This is a genomic window from Gallionella capsiferriformans ES-2 (assembly GCF_000145255.1).
Taxonomy (GTDB): Bacteria; Pseudomonadota; Gammaproteobacteria; order Burkholderiales; family Gallionellaceae; genus Gallionella; species Gallionella capsiferriformans.
In genome coordinates this window covers 1,682,844-1,701,154 of record NC_014394.1, presented here as the reverse complement: position 1 = coordinate 1,701,154, position 18,311 = coordinate 1,682,844, and the positions used below count along the sequence as shown (strand labels likewise).

Annotated in this window: 16 protein-coding genes and 1 pseudogene; 14 read left to right on the top strand and 3 right to left on the bottom strand. The window is 51.7% G+C overall.

From position 1 onward, the window contains the following. Window positions 1-140 precede the first annotated feature (140 nt). The 3 genes from dksA to GALF_RS07760 all read right to left on the bottom strand — a co-directional run bounded on the left by dksA (window position 141) and on the right by GALF_RS07760 (window position 1,946). Window positions 141-563 carry an RNA polymerase-binding protein DksA gene (gene dksA / locus GALF_RS07770; protein WP_013293516.1) on the bottom strand — a complete coding sequence of 141 codons (423 nt, stop codon included), beginning with the start codon at window positions 561-563 and terminating at the stop codon, window positions 141-143. 86 nt (window positions 564-649) lie between these two features. Then, window positions 650-1,372 (bottom strand): SAM-dependent methyltransferase, encoded by a 723-nt coding sequence (locus GALF_RS07765; RefSeq protein ID WP_013293515.1) that lies wholly within the window; start codon window positions 1,370-1,372, stop codon window positions 650-652. Between the two features lies 1 nt (window position 1,373). Beyond that, window positions 1,374-1,946, bottom strand: coding sequence for a Maf family protein (locus tag GALF_RS07760; RefSeq protein ID WP_013293514.1), 573 nt, complete (start codon window positions 1,944-1,946; stop codon window positions 1,374-1,376). Window positions 1,947-2,088: 142 nt separating this feature from the next. Here GALF_RS07760 and GALF_RS07755 point away from each other — a divergent pair, with 142 nt between their 5' ends. The 14 genes and pseudogenes from GALF_RS07755 to GALF_RS07690 all read left to right on the top strand — a co-directional run bounded on the left by GALF_RS07755 (window position 2,089) and on the right by GALF_RS07690 (window position 18,272). Beyond that, window positions 2,089-2,583, top strand: coding sequence for a YceD family protein (locus tag GALF_RS07755; protein ID WP_013293513.1), 495 nt, complete (start codon window positions 2,089-2,091; stop codon window positions 2,581-2,583). A 25-nt stretch (window positions 2,584-2,608) separates the two neighbouring features. After that, entirely contained in the window at window positions 2,609-2,788 is a 180-nt protein-coding gene (gene rpmF / locus GALF_RS07750) for a 50S ribosomal protein L32 (protein ID WP_013293512.1), read from the top strand. Between the two features lie 92 nt (window positions 2,789-2,880). Then, window positions 2,881-3,927, top strand: a complete 1,047-nt coding sequence (plsX, locus tag GALF_RS07745) for a phosphate acyltransferase PlsX (protein ID WP_013293511.1) — start codon at window positions 2,881-2,883, stop codon at window positions 3,925-3,927. Further along, the gene (locus GALF_RS07740) at window positions 3,927-4,886 is read left to right on the top strand and encodes a beta-ketoacyl-ACP synthase III (protein WP_013293510.1); all 960 of its coding nucleotides are present in this window, start codon (window positions 3,927-3,929) and stop codon (window positions 4,884-4,886) included. Before plsX ends, GALF_RS07740 begins: the two co-directional genes overlap by 1 nt. Before the next feature lie 113 nt (window positions 4,887-4,999). Next, window positions 5,000-5,932: an ACP S-malonyltransferase gene (fabD, locus tag GALF_RS07735; protein WP_013293509.1), complete on the top strand. Its 933-nt coding sequence runs from the start codon at window positions 5,000-5,002 to the stop codon at window positions 5,930-5,932. Window positions 5,933-5,942: 10 nt separating this feature from the next. After that, window positions 5,943-6,686 carry a 3-oxoacyl-ACP reductase FabG gene (gene fabG / locus GALF_RS07730; protein WP_013293508.1) on the top strand — a complete coding sequence of 248 codons (744 nt, stop codon included), beginning with the start codon at window positions 5,943-5,945 and terminating at the stop codon, window positions 6,684-6,686. Window positions 6,687-7,086: 400 nt separating this feature from the next. After that, window positions 7,087-7,341 (top strand): annotated as a pseudogene (locus GALF_RS07725) (EAL domain-containing protein); the annotation flags it as partial. A gap of 548 nt (window positions 7,342-7,889) precedes the next feature. Further along, window positions 7,890-8,780 (top strand): substrate-binding domain-containing protein, encoded by an 891-nt coding sequence (locus GALF_RS07720; RefSeq protein ID WP_223293682.1) that lies wholly within the window; start codon window positions 7,890-7,892, stop codon window positions 8,778-8,780. A 61-nt stretch (window positions 8,781-8,841) separates the two neighbouring features. After that, window positions 8,842-10,911, top strand: coding sequence for a diguanylate cyclase domain-containing protein (locus GALF_RS15930; RefSeq protein ID WP_223293681.1), 2,070 nt, complete (start codon window positions 8,842-8,844; stop codon window positions 10,909-10,911). Next, window positions 10,844-12,061 (top strand): carbohydrate porin, encoded by a 1,218-nt coding sequence (locus GALF_RS07710; protein ID WP_150102588.1) that lies wholly within the window; start codon window positions 10,844-10,846, stop codon window positions 12,059-12,061. The genes GALF_RS15930 and GALF_RS07710 overlap by 68 nt, the downstream gene beginning before the upstream one ends. A 17-nt stretch (window positions 12,062-12,078) precedes the next feature. Continuing rightward, window positions 12,079-12,990: a substrate-binding domain-containing protein gene (locus tag GALF_RS07705; protein ID WP_013293504.1), complete on the top strand. Its 912-nt coding sequence runs from the start codon at window positions 12,079-12,081 to the stop codon at window positions 12,988-12,990. Window positions 12,991-13,012: 22 nt separating this feature from the next. Continuing rightward, entirely contained in the window at window positions 13,013-15,571 is a 2,559-nt protein-coding gene (locus GALF_RS14960; RefSeq protein WP_013293503.1) for a putative bifunctional diguanylate cyclase/phosphodiesterase, read from the top strand. A 13-nt stretch (window positions 15,572-15,584) separates the two neighbouring features. Beyond that, entirely contained in the window at window positions 15,585-16,637 is a 1,053-nt protein-coding gene (locus tag GALF_RS07695) for a ribokinase (protein ID WP_013293502.1), read from the top strand. Window positions 16,638-17,426: 789 nt separating this feature from the next. Next, window positions 17,427-18,272, top strand: a complete 846-nt coding sequence (locus tag GALF_RS07690) for a 23S rRNA (adenine(2030)-N(6))-methyltransferase RlmJ (protein WP_013293501.1) — start codon at window positions 17,427-17,429, stop codon at window positions 18,270-18,272. The last annotated feature ends 39 nt before the right edge of the window (window positions 18,273-18,311 follow it).

Here is an 18,311-nt window from a genome sequence, read left to right as displayed (position 1 = left end):
GTAATATGGGGGAGAGTTTGCACTAATCAATCCTGAAAGTCAGGATTTTTAATGCGTCGAGGCGGGAAGCCGTTGCTTTAATGCGGGATGGATATTCGTTTTGGATGAAGCCTTGCTTCATCCAAAACGGGGCGCGAAAATTATTTCGCCATTTGCTTTTCTCTGATTTCATCGAGAGATTTGCAGTCGATGCACTGGGTGGCTGTTGGACGCGCTTCTAAGCGACCGAGACCGATTTCAATCCCGCAGTTTTCGCAATAGCCATATTCGTCGGCATTGATTTTGTTAAGCATTTCATTGATTTTTTTGATCAGCTTGCGTTCGCGGTCGCGGTTACGCAGTTCCAGGCTGATGTCAGATTCTTGTGTCGCGCGGTCGTTAGGATCGGCAAATACGGTTGCTTCGTCCTGCATCGTATGCACAGTGCGATCTATGTCCTCGCCCAGACCCGATTTAATCTGTTGCAGAACATTGCGGAAATGCTCGCGCTGATTCTGATTCATGTAAGGCTCGCCTTCGGTTGCTTGATAGGGAGCGATGGGCTTTAGCGATAGTTGCGACATTGCACTTCTCCAACGTGAAAAAAATAAGTCCGCTTTAATACCAGAGATCAACTCTTCGTGCAATAAAAAATCGCTTTGAGAGTCATTTATTTGTTTGCGAGCAGTAAAAACAGACTGGGGCGCTTATTCAGTTGCGGGGCAGGCTGAGATTTCCATTGCTGTATGGTGCGCGTTTGTATTTGCTCTGACGCGAGGCTGACATCGGTTGCGACGCAGAGCAGGGTGCGCGGCTGACATTTCGCCAGCAGTGCTTGAAACAGCTTGTCGTTCCGATAGGGGGTTTCGATAAACAACTGCGTTTGCCGGCGACTGGCGGATTCAGCTTCCAGTTGCGCGATCGCTTTGCTCCGGTCTGCATCATTGATGGGCAAATAGCCGTGAAAGGCGAAGCACTGTCCATTCATGCCGGAGGCCATCAGGGCGAGCAGGATAGAAGAGGGGCCGACCAGCGGGATGACGCGTATGCCGTTTTTGTGAGCCAGCTCGACAAGGGCGGCACCCGGATCGGCAATGCCGGGGCAGCCCGCTTCAGAGATGATCCCAACGTCATGCCCGGCTAGCAGTGGTGAGAGCAGCGCTGAGAGTTCTGCGGGCGCCGTATGTTCGTTGAGCGTTTCAAAGTGCAGCGACTGAATGGGCTGTTCGTGCTTCAAAGCAGATAAGAACTGCCTTGCCGTTTTGAGTTGCTCTACAACATAGTATTGCAGGCTGCGCGCAACGTTGATGACGTGTTGGGGGAGAACCTGTTCGGCGGGGGTGTCGCCCAGCGTGCAGGGGATAAGAAAGAGTGTGCCCGGTGTAGGTGTCATATTAGAATGGCTTTATGTTTTCGCGGCGCAGCATGTCAAGCAGCAATATTAACGGCAGGCCAATCAGTGCATTGGGGTCATCGCCTCTCATGCTGCTCATCAGCGCGATGCCCAGCCCCTCTGATTTTGCGCTGCCGGCGCACTGATAGGGCTGCTCTTTTAGTAAATAGCCTTCAATTTCCTCGTCGCTTAAGTCGCGCAGCGTGACAAAATTTTCCGCAACGGCGGTCTGCATCTGTCCCGTGCGGCTGTTGAGCAGGGTGAGCGCAGTATAAAAGGTAGTGGTTTTACCGCTCATGCTGCGCAATTGTCGGGTTGCATTTTCGTGCGTGAGCGGTTTGCCGATTTGCCTGCCCTCCAGCAAGGCCACCTGATCCGAGCCGATGATGAGTGCATCAGGGTAATTGGCAGCTACCGCTTGAGCCTTCTCTTGTGAGAGTCGCTCTGAAGTGGCGCGCGCGGATTCCCCCTGTCGCGGTGTTTCATCGATATCCGGAGAGGCTGTGACGAAAGGGAGTTGCAGGCGCTTTAACAGTTCGCTGCGATAAGGCGAGGTGGAGGCTAGGACAAGCAAATCGATTCCTTGGAAAAAATAACGTAAATATTAGGTGCACGCAGGCCGAAAAATCCTGTGTCCGATTGAAAAGACAGCTATTTTCAATATTTTTGGCAGGATTTTTGACACAGAGGCCCGAAAAATATATCATGCGCGGCTCATGTACGCACGACCTTTTATCGATAGCTTGGATTTCGCCGAAAACGGCAAGCAAATAGACGCGCAAGTGCCTGTTGCTGAGTTGCCGCGTTTGCTCGATGTGCTGGATAATCCGCAAGGAACTTTGCATTTTATCCTGAAGGGCGGCGTAGATAGTCAGAGGCGTCCGATTTTGGATGTCAGTATCGAAGGCGGTTGTCAGTTGCGTTGCCAGCGTTGTCTGCATGGTCTTGATTATGCGGTGCAGCATGAAGCGCGCTTGTTGTTGTGCGATCAGGCTAGTCTGGATGAATTGGACGACGAGGAAGAAGAGTTTGAAGGTATTCTGGCAGAGGCGCATCTGGATGTGCTGGCGCTGCTGGAAGACGAGATTCTGTTAGGCTTGCCAATTGCACCGAGACACGAGCTTGGCGATTGTCAGATGGCAGAGGAAGAAGAAAAGCAAATGGATGAAACCCATCCTTTTGCAGCTTTAATGAAATTGAAACGTAAATAATCAGGTTTATCCAAGGAGTAATAGCATGGCAGTTCAGCAGAATAAAAAATCCCCATCCAAGCGTGGTATGCATCGCGCCCATGATTTTTTGACAACACCGGCGCTGGCAATTGAGCCTACCACCGGCGAAAATCATTTGCGTCACCACATCAGCCCGACTGGTTTTTATCGCGGCAGAAAAGTAGTAAAGACTAAGGCTGACTAAGTCCTAATGTCTACAGCGCAGCCGATTCGTCGGCTGCGTTTTCATTTCTATCGGATTTAGATTTGTCTGAATTCATCGCCAAGGACACTTTAGTGGATGTCACATTAGCTATAGATGCGATGGGGGGCGACCACGGTGCCTCAGTTACTATCCCAGCCGCCGTTAAATATCTGAAGCAGTATCCTCGCGATACCATCATTCTGGTAGGCAATCCCGACGCAATACATACCCAGTTGCAAGCTATCGGGGTCAAAACCGCTCAATTCGGCGATCGTCTGCGTGTACATGCAGCAACTCAGGTCGTCGGTATGGATGAGCAGCCGCAATCGGCGCTGCGCGGTAAAAAGGACTCGTCGATGCGCGTTGCCATTAATCTGGTCAAGGACGGAACGGCGTCCGCCTGCATTAGCGCCGGCAATACGGGGGCGCTGATGGCAACGGCACGCTATGTGCTCAAGACGATTCCCGGCATCGATCGTCCGGCGATCGCCTCCTATCTGCCGACTAAAAATGGTCAGGTCTGTATGCTTGATCTGGGTGCGAATACCGATTGCAGCGCGGAACATCTGCTGCAATTTGCCATGATGGGGGCAACCCTGGTCACCGCGCTCGAGCACAAACCCAATCCTACAGTCGGCCTGCTCAATATCGGTTCTGAAGATATCAAGGGTAACGAGATCGTCAAACAGGCGGCGTTGTTGCTGCGCGAGAGCGATCTTAACTTTTACGGTAACGTCGAAGGCAATGATATTTTCAACGGGGTGACGGATCTCGTTGTCTGCGATGGTTTCGTCGGCAATGTCGCCCTCAAAACGGCCGAAGGGGTCGCCAAGATGATGGGCGGTTTCCTCAAAGAAGGCTTTACCCAGAATCTTTATACCAAATTTGCCGCGCTGGTTTCCATGCCCGTACTCCGTGCTTTCAAGCACAGACTGGATCACCGGCGTTACAATGGCGCAAGTTTATTGGGCCTGCGCGGCATTGTGGTGAAGAGCCACGGTTCGGCGGATGTATTCGCCTTTGGCTGTGCGATTGAAAAAGCCGCTGAGGAAGCCCGCGAAAATATGTGGCAGCACATCAGCGAACATATCGAAAAGTGGCACAACCAGCGTCAAAATACCCCCCAGGGAGTGTCGTAATGCATGCAAAAATTATCGGTACCGGCAGTTACCTGCCAGTTAAAACGCTGAGCAATTTCGATCTGGAAAAGTTTGTCGATACGACGGATGAATGGATCGTTTCGCGTAGCGGCATTCATGAACGGCATATTGCGGCCGATGATGAGGTGACCAGCGATCTGGCCCTGCATGCGAGTCTGCGCGCGATTGAGATGGCGGGCATCGAGGCGTCAGACATCGATCTGATTATCGTGGCGACGACCTGTCCTGACAAAATTTTCCCCAGTACCGCCTGTATCCTGCAAGATAAGCTTGGCATCAAAAATGGTGGCGCGGCATTCGATATGCAGGCCGTCTGTGGCGGTTTCGTCTACGCACTCAATACCGCCGATCTGTATATCCGTGGCGGACAGGCCAAAACCGTGCTGGTGGTCGGCGCTGAAATCATGTCGCGGATTCTGGACTGGAAAGATCGTACGACCTGCGTTCTGTTCGGCGATGGCGCGGGCGCGGTAATTTTGCAGGCCAGCAGCGAGCCGGGAATTTTGGCCTCCAGACTGCATTCGGATGGTCAACATCACGCCTTGTTGCGCGTGGACGGCACGGTGTCCGATGGCGTAGTGCAAGGCGATCCGTTTATTCGCATGGAAGGGCAGGCGGTATTCAAATTTGCCGTGACTGTGTTGAGCCGTGTGGTTGACGAAGTGCTGACCATCGCGGGCTTAAAGGGCAGCGACATCGACTGGCTGGTGCCGCATCAGGCCAATATCCGCATCATCGAAGCGACCGCTAAAAAGCTGGGCTTGAGTCTCGATAATGTGGTGGTTACGGTGGCCAATCACGGCAATACCTCATCGGCCTCCATTCCGCTGGCACTCGATGCCGCGGTACGCGACGGGCGGATCAAGGCCGGACAACACGTATTGCTCGAAGCGATCGGCGGCGGATTTACCTGGGGTGCGGTTCTGCTCAAATGGTAGATAGATAGTTGGAAGTCGTCAGTTGTTAGTACAAAACAACTATCCACTTCCCACTTCCCACTTCCCACTTACGACTACTAACTTACGTCTATAAACTTACGACTGATTCTAAAATGACTAAATTCGCTTTCGTATTTCCCGGTCAGGGTTCTCAATCGCGCGGCATGATGAACGGCTATGCCGATTTTCCGGTCGTGCGCGACACGTTCGCTGAAGCTTCTGACGTTTTGCAGCAGGACCTTTGGCAGTTGATACAGGAAGGTACGGATGCCGAACTCAATTCGACCGTGAATACGCAGCCGCTGATGCTGACCGCAGGGGTCGCTGTTTATCGCGCCTGGCAGTCTCAGAACGGCGCGACGCCTGCCATGATGGCGGGACACAGTCTGGGCGAATACACCGCACTGGTTGCCGCAGGTGCGCTGAGCTTTGCCGATGCGCTGCCGCTGGTGCGTTACCGTGCAGAATGCATGCAGCACGCCGTGCCTGAAGGCGTGGGCGGTATTGCCGCGATCTTGGGGCTGGACGATGAAGCGGTGCGTGCCGTGTGCCTCGAAGGCGCGCAAGGTGAAGTACTCGAAGCCGTCAATTACAATTCTCCGGGGCAGGTGGTAATCGCGGGCAATCGCGCTGCGGTTGAGCGCGGCATGGAACTGGCCAAGGCGCGCGGCGCCAAACGCGCGATCATGCTGCCGATGAGCGTTCCATCGCATTGCAGTCTGTTGACGGGCGCTGCGAGTCAGTTGCGCGCCTATCTTGCTGACGTTGCGATCGTCTCTCCTGTCATTGCTGTGCTGCATAACGCCGATGTCGCCGCCTACAGCGATGCCGACAAGATCAAAGATGCGCTGGTGCGTCAGTTGTATTCACCGGTACGCTGGGTCGAAACCGTACTGGAATTCGGCAAGCTGGGTATCACACATAATGTCGAGTGCGCGCCGGGTAGGGTATTGGCAGGACTCAATAAGCGTATCGATACCAGTCAGCAGGCATTAGCCATCAACGACGGTGCCGCATTGACACTGGCGCTAACGACTCTCGCATAAAGGAATGAACATGACATTACAAGGACAAATCGCGCTGGTTACCGGTGCTTCTCGCGGCATCGGTCAGGCTATTGCGCTGGAATTGGGGCGTCAGGGTGCGATCGTGATTGGTACCGCCACCTCGGATAAGGGCGCGGCTTCAATCAGCGATTATCTGGCAGCTGCCGGGATTAAAGGTCAGGGCTATGCGCTGAACGTTAACGATGTACCTCAGACCGAGCAGGTTTTGGGTGAACTGCGCAAACAGTATGGTGAAATCTCCATACTGGTGAATAACGCCGGCATCACCCGCGACAATCTGCTCGCGCGCATGACCGATGACGAGTGGGATGATGTCATCGCGACCAACTTAAAGTCTGTCTTCCGTCTGTCACGTGCGGTGCTGCGCGCGATGATGAAGGCGCGGACAGGGCGCATCATCAGTATCTCGTCGGTAGTGGGCAGCATGGGTAATCCCGGACAGGCTAATTACGCAGCGTCCAAGGCCGGCATGATCGGCTTTACCAAGTCACTGGCGCAGGAAATCGGCAGCCGCAACATTACCGTGAATTGCGTCGCGCCGGGCTTTATCGATACCGATATGACGCATGCCTTGGGCGATGAGCAGCGCGCAAAGCTGGTCGAGCATGTGCCGTTGAAACGCCTGGGGCAGCCTGCCGATATTGCCGCCGCCGTTGGCTTTCTCGCAGGTCCCACAGCTGCTTACATTACCGGCGTCACGCTGCATGTAAACGGTGGTATGTACATGGAATAGGGTGTGCGTGGATTTTCAGGATTGCGCATCGATTTTAAATGCACTGAAATCGATGCGCAGTCGCTGGTTGGCCGAAATCGGCGCTTAAATTAATTCAAAAACTCACCTGTTATCATTCTGTTGCAAAAACAGAAGGCATATCCCAAATCCAGATAACGCTCTTAGCGAAAAACTAGCTTCACAAACGCCAAACTTATTTTGAATAACTTCTCCGTGCTGTCATGGTGAAGATTAAACGCATCCTCACTATCGTTCCTGCCCGCAACAATGATGCCGAAAGTTTCAGCATCGATTTTAAATCAGGATGGAAGCTGATATCCCTTCTCGCGTAGCATCTTTAGCAACGCGTCTACGACGGAAGCATCATATGAGGTTTCGCGATGGTCAAAGATTTCCTTAAGTGCCCATAGACCAACTCAAAATTGATCAGTCGTTCGTTCGCGACATCGAAACCGATAGTAGCGATCTGACTATCGTGCATACCATCATCGCGATGGCGCAAAGTCTGGGATTAGAGGTGATCGCGGAAGGCGTCGAAACGGAAAACCAGCACAGGTTGCTGCAGGACAAAGGTTGTATGCAATATCAGGGCTATCTGTTTGGCAAGCCCGTGCCGATTGAATTGTTCGAAATGCAATTGACGCAAGGCGGGTAGAATGAAAAACGGCAAGTGCTCCCGTTAATGTCGGCAAACCGCATCATGCCCGCCACTCGACTGAGCATTTTCACGGACCCGTAGTGGCCGGCCCCTCAATTTATCGTTGAACTTCCAGCATGTCTCGATTGCTCGCATTCACGAATAACTGGTTCGAAGTGGCCAAAATATTGGGCTGCGAAAAATCCGCTTACAGGCGGTGTATCAATGAAACCGTACTGCGACTGTATTAGTTTCAAGAAAACAGTTGTACGTGGCGTGTAATCATGTGATGTTTCCAATTTGTAGATTGTAATTACTCGCCACAAAACTGCCCATCATCTGTCTTCAAAATGGTGATGCAGCGTAATTTTTGAAATATTTTGGCTTAGCTCTGGAAAAATCCTTGTGGAAGGTTCAGAATAGAGTCGTTAAGGCAACGTTAGATTGTCTAGCGCACAGGGGAGAGGGTGATGAGAGCGTACCCATTTCTGGGGGTTTGTTTGTGTTCATTGTTTTTGGTGGCATGCGGTGAATCTACGCACTCGGTGACTAGTGTGGTGGCTACAGTGGATGCAGATAAACATACGCCTGCCAGTCCGTCGCAAATCCGTATCGCCTTGATCATGAAGACGCTGACCAATCCATTTTTTATCGAAATGGAAAAGGGTGCGCGCAAGGCGCAGCAGGAAACCGGCATTGATTTGCAAGTCATGACGGCGACTCAGGAAACCTCCATCGAGCAGCAAATCCAACTGGTTGAAAATCAGATTGAAGCTAAAGTTAACGCGATCGTGATCGCGCCGGGGGACTCTTTAAGGCTAGTAGCAGTTCTCAAAAAGGCTCAGGACGCTGGTATCAAAGTCGTCAATATCGATAATCGATTGCAACCCGATGCAGTCAAAGCGGCTGGCATGAAACCGATCCCCTTTATCAGTGTGGACAACGAGCAGGCGGCTTATCTCTCGGCCAAGTTTGTGGTGGATAAAATAACTCAGCCGATGGAAGTTGCAATCTTTGAAGGCATACGCACGGCGGACAATGCCAATCAGCGCAAGCGCGGTGCCGAGCGTGCATTCCGGGAAAATCCCAAGTTGCACATCGTCTCGCAGGAAACCGCGAACTGGAAAATCGATGAGGCTTATGAGGTGGCAAAGCATGTCTTTGCCGACCATCCGAATATAGGCGCGGTGTTTTGTGCCAACGACATGATGGCCATCGGGGTTGTCAAATACCTTCAGGAGAGCGGCAAGACTAAGGTTCTGGTCGCAGGGTTTGATGCGCTTGAGGAGGCCAAACTTGCGATTCATCAGGGCAAGATGACCTCGACGATGGATCAGCAGGCTGCGGAGCAGGGCTATCAGGGGGTTCAGACCGCTATCCGACTGGTGAACGCTGATGTCGTTCCAGAACAGGTGCTGGTTGATGCTAGGCTGATCACGGCAGAGATGTTGAAATAACGTTGCGTTGGTTGTAATGAAACCATTCAAGTCAAGTTTCGCATTGAAATTGACGGGCTTTATGCTCGCTATCAGTGTGTTGCCTCTGTTGGTATTCCAGCTGTTTTCGTATGGCTCGGTCAGGCACACGGTGTTTGATGAGGCTGTGCGCAACAATTTACTGTTGCTTTCAAACCAGAGGGACTATCTGAATCTGCAAATGGAGCAGATCAACGGACTGGCAACCAATCTGGGCTCGGTAGACGCGATCAATCAGGTTCTGTCCGCATCGGGCAATCAGTCTAGTTATGATCTGTTGGCGACCAAGGCGCGTATCGGGTATGTATTGAGCGGCTACAGCAACCTAAAAGGATTGGTTTCCATTGATCTGTTTACCCTCAACGGCACACAATACCATGTAGGAGATACACTCAATATCGACAGTGTGCGTTCTGAGTTGCGCGATCAGCTAATGCAAAAAACACTCGGCGCAACCCAGCAACTGATGTGGCATGGTGTTGAGGATAATGTGAACGCATCGTCCAGCAACAAAAAAGTGATTGTTGCAACCAAAACAATCAACCGCGCTGATGCCAGATCCGCTGAGCATGTAGGAATGCTGGTGATCAATTTTTCGACCGATTATCTGTATCGTCATTTCAGTCAGCTTGATCTGGGTAAAGGTGCCTATTTGATGGTCATCGATGCGCAGAACCGCTTAATTTACCATCCGACGAAAAACTTTATCGGTCAGTTTGTCGAAAAGGATTTAGGCAATTTTCTGAAGGGTGACACCGGATCGTTAGAAATGCGTCTGGATAATCGCGATGTGGTTTTCAGTTACAGTCACATTCCGGATAAAAACTGGTATGTCGTCAGTGTGGTTCCCTATGGTACGTTGATGAGCTCTATTCAATCCGTTGAACGGATTGGTATTGCGCTGCTAAGTCTAATTTTTTTGCTCATTGCACTGTTTATTCGCGCGTACTTGCAGCGTGTTGTTATGCCGATACGTGCAATTTCTGAGGGGTTCAGGCTGTTTCAGAGCAATGGTCTGGACGAACACTGGCGGCTCGGGAAATTCAGAACGCTGCAGGAAATAAGTGATCTGGTTAACTGGTTTAATTCATTTTTGGACATGATGGCCGTCCACCACAGGGCGCAGACCGATTTGCGAATTGCCGCCACAGCATTTGAATCTCAGGAAGGTATGCTGATCACCGACGCGGATTGTGTGATATTGCGCGTTAACCATGCCTTTTCCGCGATTACCGGCTATTCTGCGGAAGAGGTGGTCGGGAAAAAAGTCAGTATTCTCAAATCGGAACGTCACAACAGAGAATTCTATGCCGCGATATGGGAATCAATCAATCAGAATGGCGGATGGCAGGGCGAAATTTGGAACCGCCGCAAGAATGGCGAAATGTATCCAGAATGGCTGACCATCACGGCAGTCAAGGATAATGAGGGGGGTGTAACCCACTATGTCGGCACCAAGACCGACATATCGCCGCGCAAGGCTGCGGAGGAGGAGATCAGACACCTTGCTTTTTACGATACCCTCACCCATCTTCCCAACCGACGCCTGCTGCATGACCGCCTTCTTCGCACCATCGCATCAAATCATCGCAGCGGAAATTATAGTGCGCTGATGTTCTTGGATATGGACAACTTCAAGCCACTTAACGACCAGTACGGGCACGATGTTGGCGATCTGCTGCTGATTGAAGTCGCCCGGCGGATTGAGAGTTGCATACGCGATACGGACACAGTGGCGCGCTTTGGTGGAGACGAATTTGTGGTGATGATTGGCGAGCTTGTCGCAGAAAAGACTGCGGCTTTGATGCAAGTCGAAATCGTGGCGGAAAAGATACGCATCTCTCTGGCTGAAACGTATCGGCTGGGCCGTCCGGTGCAGGGGAGCGAAAATACGATAGTGGAGCATCACTGCTCCTCGAGTATCGGAGTGGTCCTGTTTCTTGACAACAGTCTGGATGAAATACTCAAGTGTGCAGATATTGCGATGTACCGAGCCAAGGACGCCGGGCGAAACATGATCAGTTATTACGATAAGGGGAATGAAAATGGCAATCTCATCATGGCTGAACCGCCTGTTATTGGTCCTGTTGCTGCCGAGTCTGTCGCCGGCTAATGCTGTCGAATTCGCCGGATTCGATATTACCGGTTACGGACGGGGTGGTGTGTATTCAAGCCCGGCTGGAACGCCGCGCGGTGCTTATACGTTGGGCGGCGACATGCAGAAATTTCGTCTGGGCAATGAGGGGGACAACGGAATCGAGGTGGGGATAGGCAAGTCACTGGAGGTCGGAAACAATTTCAAGTTGGGGCTGATGTATATGCCGGCAATGTGGAACGGGCAATCTTCCAATGCGCAGGGTTACACCTCCATATCCGGATTGTCACTGGCACCGGAGGCTAAATTCTGGGTCGGACAAAGGCGCTTGCGTATTCAAGACGTGCACATCGTCGACCGATTCCTAATGGATTATGGCGATAATATCGGCGCTGGCATGACCGATATGAGTCTTGGGTTCGCCAAACTGGGTATGGGGGTATTTTCCAGCAGTACGCTGGATAAAAGCAGTTCATCGCCCAATGGTGCCAGCCGCATCAATCTCGACCTGTCAGAGATAAGCGTCAATCAGGGTGGTGCGTTACGCCTGCTGGCAACCGCGGTGCGCGGCAATTTTCAGATGGGTTCGCAAGGTGTAGGACTTTCCCTGTTGCATAATCAGTCCGATTTTTTAACCGCAGGACTTAACAACAGTCTGTTTTTGCAGAGTTCGACTGGACACGCCGGACTGAGCGGGCAATTTCAAGGGCTGGGCGATGTGGCAACAGGCACTGCCGAGCAACCCGGTCAGCGCAGCATGCGCATTGCTGATGCACTCAATTGGCAGCGCGGAGCCTTTGGCGGGCAGGCGGTGGCAGCTTGGCAGACGGCCAAAACAGACGGCGGGGTTAACAACGGAAAAAGCACGCGGGATATCGCCATCGGTGCTCGTGTATCTTATGCATTCTCCGCGAACTTCAAGTTGCTGACCGAAGTTGGCAGTACGTCTCGCAGCATGGACGGACAAAACCGGCAGCAGTTGAATAAGATCACCATCGCGCCCACGCTGGCACTCGCTGCGGACTTCTGGTCGCGTCCTGAGTTGAGATTTTACGTCACGCATATCAGCTGGAATGCTGCCGCTGCTGCGGCGAATGCGGGTGGTTTCGGTGCCGGAGGGCGTATGGCGAATACCGTTGCCGGCGCGCAAGTAGAGGCTTGGTGGTAGGCTGCGGGGAGGATGAAATGAATACGATACGGATGTTGCGGGTACTGCTGCTGGCGTTCTGTCTGCCGGCTGTTGCCGCTGAAAACAAGGTTATTGCCTTTGCGCAGGACACCATGGCGAATGATTTTCGCCGGGCGCAGGTCTATGAAGTGCGCGACGAAGTGGCCAGATATCCGCAGCTGTCCTTTGTCTATTCTGATGCACAGGGGCAGACATCGCTGCTGATACGCCAGATTGAGCAGTTTATCGAGCAGAAGGTGGATTTGCTGGTGCTGGGTACCAACGATGAGCAGGCTGTCGTACCTGTTGTAACTAAGGCGTATCAGGCGGGCATTCCGGTGATCGTGCTCGATCGGGGTATCAACGGCAAGCAGTTCACGTCCTTTATCAACTCCGATAACATCAGGATAGGTGAAATCGGTGCCGAATACATCGCCAGCCGTTTGAATGGAAAAGGGCTGGTTCTTCTTTTTGAGGGTTTGCAAAAAGCCGATGTGACCCAGTTGCGCAGCAAGGGATTTCTGACTGAAATAGGTAAACACAGCGGCATCAGGGTCATCAGACGGACCGGTAACTATTTGCGTAAGGACGCGGTCGTTGAAATGGAGAAACTGGTGTCTGATGGGATTCGTGTGGATGCGATCTTCTCGGAGAGCGACAGCATGTTGAGCGGAGTACGCATGGTGCTGAGTAAAAGCAACATCGACCCCCGTTCAGTTGTGATGGTGGGTTGCGACTACACCAGTGAAGCCCGGCAGGCGATTCGCGACGGCACGCAGAGCGGTTCGGTGCTGTTCCCACTGGGCGGAAAAAAGGCGGTCGAAATCGCCCTGAAAATTTTTGCCGGAGAATCTGTTCCCAAACACATTTATAACCCGGTGAAGCTGGTGACCAAGGACAATGTAGAACAAGTACCACCAATTTTCTGAGGGTGCCATTAAGCTTCAATTCATGAATAAATACTTAAACTTATTGCGAAATGGCAGAAAATTCAACCTGCTGACCAAGCTGTCTTTGCTGGTGACTTCAGCCGTGTTACTTGTCGTGGTTGCTTTGGGATTTTATTTTAACGATTTTCTGAAGGATCGTTTTTTAGATGACACCCAGCAGCGCATGCAGCGCGGTTTTGTGCGGCTGGCATACAACCTCAAGGAAATCGAGCACGAACTGCGCGATGGAATCGCCTTCATCGGAAATGACGAGAAGACGATTGCCTCAGTCGATCTGATCAACAAATATCAGGACAAGAGCAATTACAATCTATTTCTGATCGACGAGGAGAAAAAGAGTGTCGTGTCGGAGTTGCTCAGCCGCGTCAAGCTCTCGTTTAACAGCGATATCTCCATTTATGACCAGAACGGCGAACTGATCGCTTTTGTATCCAAAGACGATGAGGGCTATCAGCTCAATTTTTTCTCGTATGAAGCTGGGCAAAGAAAGCTGTTCCGCCGTTATGAGCAACACGCCGTTTACAGTCCTGCGCAGGCGCTCCCTAAAGGGATTGCGTTCACTCACAAGGATTACTATACGGCAGAAGAACAGTTGCTGCACGGCAGCAGCATCACCTACCACAGGCAGGGTGACGATGTGGTCATCAGGTCGCATCAGAGCATTTTTCAGGGAGACACCGGAAAGGTTATCGCACACATCGAGATGTCGCGAATTCTGGATAAACAATACTTTGCAAATTTTTCTAGGGACATCGATCTGGATATCAGCTTGTCGTTTGATGTTATGAAGGCGAATGCGGTGCTGGGCGAAAATCTGAGTGTGCAACATATCGACATTACGCAAAGCGATCAGGAGTACTTGGGTGTTCTGAAAAAAGAGATTGTCTCGGGTGTCGTGTACTTCGTTGCCAGACTGGATAAGGCGGCACTGAATGCGATGCTGAATGCGAGTCGCAGCCAGTTTTTGCTGCTGCTGGTCGCCGTTGCTGTGACCACGCTGCTGCTGATGCGCTATTTGATCCGCCGCCGGCTGGAGCTCCCGTTAAATTCACTGATGGAGCAGATCAGGAAAATTGAGCGGCAGGATTATTCTGCGTCTGACGAAGTGCGCACCGGTGATGAACTTGAGGATATTTCAGCCAGCGTCAATCAGCTGGCGCTCGCCGTACATGACCGGGAGAGTCAGTTGCAGCAAGCCAGAAAAGAGCAGGAGTATCTCTCCGATCACGATGCCTTGACCGGCTTGCCAAATCGCCGCCATTTTTCCAAGCGTCTGGAACATGCGCTCGATTCGACAAGAGAGAATCGAGCCCAGTTCGCCGTGATGTTTCTAGATCTGGATCAATTCAAGCTGGTCAACGATACGTTGGGGCATCACATCGGCGATGAACTGCTGGTGCAGGTGGCAAACCGGCTGGTGCAGCAGCCGGGCTCAGGACAGACACTGGCTCGCATCGGCGGCGATGAATTCAATATTTTGATTGAAGGGGTGGGGGATATTCAGCAGCTCAAGGAAATAGTCGGCCAGTACCTGGCACAGTTTCACGAGCCATTTTTGTGCGCGGGCCTTGAGATCGACATCTCAGCCAGTATCGGCGTCGCAACTTTCCCGAGGGACGGCGAGGACAGCGTTTCGCTGATAAAACACGCTGATCTCGCGATGTATAAGTCGAAAGATAAAGGGCGCAACAACTACAGCTTTTATTCGGATGATCTGGCTGAATACGCACAGAAGCGCGCTGATATGACGGCTGCGCTGAAGCTGGCAATCGAGGCCGGCGATCAGTTCGAGCTATATTACCAGCCTAAAACTTCTGTTCTCACGCATAAGATCGATGCAGTTGAAGCACTGATACGTTGGCGCTCGCCAAACTTCGGCATGGTGCCGCCCGGTCAGTTTATTGCGCTGGCAGAGGAGACAGGCCTGATCGTGCCTATTGGACTGTGGGTTTTAAAGCAGGGACTGCGTGATTTTCTGGAATTGCAGCGCGAGGGCATACAGCTTGAACATATTAGTCTGAATGTATCCAACGTCCAGTTGCGCAATGACGAAACCGTGGCGGCTCTCAAGGACGTGATTGCCGCCAGCGGGGTGGCACCCGATCACATCGAACTTGAGATCACCGAGAGTTATATTGCCGACGACGTCAATCATGCGATCGGGGTATTGCAATCGTTCCGGGATATGGGCGTGGGTTTGGCAATCGATGATTTCGGAACGGGCTATTCGTCGATGAGTTATCTTAAAAAACTGCCTGTCACCCGCATCAAAATCGACAAGTCATTTGTGGACGGTTTGCCGGGCAGCGAGGACAGCATCACGTTGACGAATTCGGTGATTGCCTTGGCAAAGAATTTTGGCCTCGCGATCACCGCAGAAGGCGTGGAGCTCGAATCACAGCTGGTTTTCCTCGAGCAACAGTGCTGTGACCAGATTCAGGGTTACTACTTTTCAAAGCCGCTGCCCTTCAATGAACTGAAGGACTATTGCCGTTCTTCGCTGAAGCACTCGTCAAAAAACAGTAACGTCATCCAGTTGCAGTCAGTGAAATCGCAATAAATTTCTACCATTTATGCGTTCCGATAGTGAGCTTATCAGGTCAGGTAGCGAAGTTGAATGTCAGGTAGCGGCCGTTCGTGATCAGAATAGAGATACCAACGAGGATGAAATGCGAATATTGAATATCGGTTCAATCAACATTGACCACGTCTACAAGGTCGATCACTTTGTGCGTGCCGGTGAGACCATCGGCGGCCTGAGTTACAGTATCTTCGCAGGTGGTAAGGGATTCAATCAATCCATCGCGCTAGCCCGTGCAGGAGCGTCCACTCTTCATGCGGGAAGGGTTGGAGAGGGCGCCTCATGGTTGCTCCAGCGCCTTGCACAAGAAGGGGTTGATACGACCCATGTGACCGTGGGAGAAGCAGCGACAGGGCACGCCATCATTCAGGTCACTCCGGACGGGGAAAACGCAATTGTGCTGTATGGCGGAGCGAATCAACTACTCTCCGAAGTAGACGTCGAATCGGCTCTTTCATCCTGTTCTCCAGGAGACTACCTGCTGGTCCAGAACGAAACCAGTTGTGTGGCGCAAGCGATTCAAAAAGCCCACGATAATGGCTTGCGAATTGTATTCAATCCTGCCCCGATGACCGCCGATGTCCTTAGCTACCCGCTGGAATGTGTGGATATTTTCATCCTCAATGAGACTGAGGCAGAAGGACTTACCGGAAAAACCGATCTTGCGGATATCATCGCCAGTATGCGCGACCGATTTCCCAGTTCTGCAGCGGTACTAACGCTAGGAAGCAAAGGCGCAATCTATTTTGACGCCAGTTCGGTGCATCAGAAATCCGCTCTTCTCGTAGATGCAGTTGATACAACTGCGGCAGGCGACACGTTCATCGGTTTTTTTCTTGGCGAGCTGATGCTGACCGGTGATCCGGTTAAGGCACTCACTCAGGGCTGTCATGCCGCAGCAATCTGCGTTACCAGAGCCGGCGCATCGGATTCCATCCCACTACGAAAAGAGCTGGAAACCATTGCCGTCCACCAAGATAGCAAGGCGATTATAAGTGTCATCATCAATATGAACAGCAGTCCTAGTATTCATAGTATCGCCTAAGGAATGGGGACGTGCGGTCAACGGACATTCCTACATCTCTAGGTGAGGGAAGATATGCAGTGTTATGACTTCAGAAATCCGCTGCCAGCCTGACAGTTCAAGCAGTTCGTGAAACAAGAAATGGACGTTCCATCATTCGAAATGCAATGATTATTTTAGGTGGTCAGTTTCTGCTAAGGGGTGTTGTGAATGGTCAGGTTGATACCACCATAGCACTTGAATTACATGCCTGGTAGCAGTCACTCGCGACCGACCATCGTGTCTCGTAGGGACATTGCTGATTGGCGGCTATAGAGCAAGAAAAACCTGCTGACTGTATTTCAGCAGGTTCGATTTTCACCTCAGCCTGCATAACCCCTTACTTTCCCATTTTTGTAAAATTACCTAGGCCATCTGGTCTATAGGAATTTTTGCGATGCCTTTTATAATGCGCGTGCGTAAAACCACATCAACCATAGACACTTAATTCGAACAGCAAGCACCGGGGGGTGTCCGAATGACTCATTTTATTAATTTAACCGGAAGTTCAACGCTGCCCGTTGAATCATCCACTCGTATTTGTCCAAATTGCAAGTCCACTTACCTCAATCGCATGCAGCGTCGTCTAATCGACCGGGGCGTCAGTATTTTTATCCCGCTCAAGCGTTATTCCTGTGACTCATGCGGCTGGGTGGGAAATCTGAAATCAGATCGTAAGTAAAATTATTGTGCCGTGTATTTGCATCAGCCCTTTGTGATGTGAACGCGGGCGTGGCACAATTGCGTCCCGCACACGATCTAATCCGCTCTATGTTGAGTTACCGTCACGCCTTTCACGCCGGCAACCATGCCGATGTGCTCAAGCACTTTATCGAGGTGCAATTACTGACCTATCTGGCCCAAAAAGACAAACCTTTCTGGTATATCGATACGCATGCGGGGGCCGGGTGCTATTCCTTGGATCGCGGCTATGCGGTGCAGAATGCAGAGTATGAAAGCGGCATCGCCAGACTTTGGGATCGTGACGATTTGCCCGAAGCACTCGCAGGCTATGTGAATCTGGTCAAAGGAATTAATCCGGACGGACTGATGAAGCTCTATCCCGGCTCGCCGCTGGTTGCCGCCGAGCTGTTGCGCGACGGCGACAAGATGCGCCTGTTTGAATTGCACCCGTCCGATACCGAACTTCTGAAAGATAATTTTGCCGACTACCGATCCGATGTGCTGGTGCAGACATCGGATGGTTTCGGTGCGCTCAAAGCCTTGCTGCCGCCCCCGCCGCGTCGCGCGCTGATGTTGATCGATCCCCCTTATGAAGAGAAGCAGGATTATCAGCGTGTGGTGACCGCGCTCAATGAAGGTCTCAAGCGATTTGCCGGCGGTGTATATGCGGTGTGGTATCCCCAGTTGCAGCGTAACGATGCGCGTGAATTGCCTGAACAGCTCAAAAAGCTCCCGGTGAAGAGTTGGTTGCATGTCGCCCTGAGTGTAAAAGGTCCCGGTGAAGATGGTTTCGGTATGCACGGCAGCGGTATGTTCGTGCTCAATCCGCCTTGGAATCTGCACGGCACCCTTCAGCAGGTGATGCCGTATCTGGTCAGCGTGCTGGGGCAAGACAAGCTGGCATCCTATACACTGGAATACCGGGAAAATTAGCGTTATCCGGTTTGTATAACAAAAAATTAACGATGGAAT